1 protein-coding gene is annotated in these 1,445 nt (G+C 69.0%); it reads left to right on the forward strand.

Annotated features, from left to right (window positions below):
- On the forward strand, window positions 1-1,445 hold a 1,445-nt coding region (locus AC1D15_RS32045), incomplete at both ends, for a VCBS domain-containing protein (protein WP_477829230.1).

Consider the following 1,445-nt stretch of genomic DNA (forward strand, 5'->3'; position numbering starts at 1 on the left):
GTTCCAGGCCCAGCCTGCCACCGCCGGCACCTACGGCACCTTCACGCTGACATCGGCCGGCGTGTGGACCTACGCAGCCGCCAACAACAACACCACGATCCAGGCTCTGCGTGCCGACCAGTCGCTGACCGAGACATTCGCCGTCAAGAGCGCCGACGGCACCAGCTCTTCGGTCACGGTCACCATCAAGGGCGCCAACGACGCTGCCGTCATCTCCGGCGCAACCGCCGGCTCCGTCACCGAAGACACCGCCGTCAACGCCTCCGGCAGCCTGACCACCGGCGGCACCCTGTCCGTCGCCGACATCGACAACGGCCAGGCCGTGTTCCAGGCCCAGCCGGCCACCGCCGGCACCTACGGCACCTTCACGCTGACCTCGGCCGGCGTGTGGACCTACGCAGCCTCCAACAACAACGCCGCGATCCAGACGCTGCGTGCCGATCAGTCGCTGACCGAGACCTTCACCGTCAAGAGCGCCGACGGAACCTCATCGAGCGTCACCGTCACGATCAACGGCACGAACGACGCCGCGATCATCGGCGGCACGTCGACCGGCAACGTCGTCGAGGCCGGAGGCCTCAACAACGCCACCGCCGGCACGCCGACCGCTTCGGGCTCGCTGACCATCGCCGATGTCGATTCGGGCCAGGCCTCGTTCGCCACGCCGGCCAGCCTCGCGGGGACCTACGGCACATTCACGTTCAACACGTCGACCGGTGCCTGGACCTATGCACTCGACAACTCGAAGCCCGCCACGCAGGCCCTGACCGCCGGCCAGCCGGTGCACGACACGCTGACCGTCACCAGCCTCGACGGCAGTGCCACCAAGCAGATCGACGTCACCGTCACCGGTGCCAACGACACCGCCGTGATCACTGGCACCGCCACCGGCAGCGTGACCGAAGCAGGCGGTGTCAACAACGCCACCGCGGGTACTCCGAACGCCTCCGGCACGCTGACCGCGACCGACCCCGATGCCAGCCAGTCCCTGTTCGCCACGCCTTCCAGTCTCAGCGGCCTCTACGGCAACTTCACCTTCAACCCGTCGACCGGCGCCTGGACCTACGCACTCGACAACAGCAAGGCGGTCACGCAGGCGCTGACCGCCAACCAGATCGTCCACGACACCCTGACCGTCACCAGCTTCGACGGAMCCGCGACGAAGCTGATCGACGTCACCGTCACCGGCACCAACGACGCCCCGGTCGCCAGCAACGACAGCGGCACCGTCACCGCCGCCGGCACGCTGACCGTGGCGACCGCCGCCGGCGTGATCCTGGCCAGCGGCGGCAGCGGCGCCGACACCGACGTCGAAGGCGACGCCTTGACCGTCAGCCTGGCCGGTGCCGGCACCGGCACGCCAGCCACGACGGTCGCCCCCGCAGGATCGAGCATCACCGGCACCTACGGCACGCTGACGCTCAAGTCCGACGGCAGCTACTCCT

The sequence above is a fragment of the Rhizobacter sp. P2_H2 genome (genome assembly GCF_056403375.1).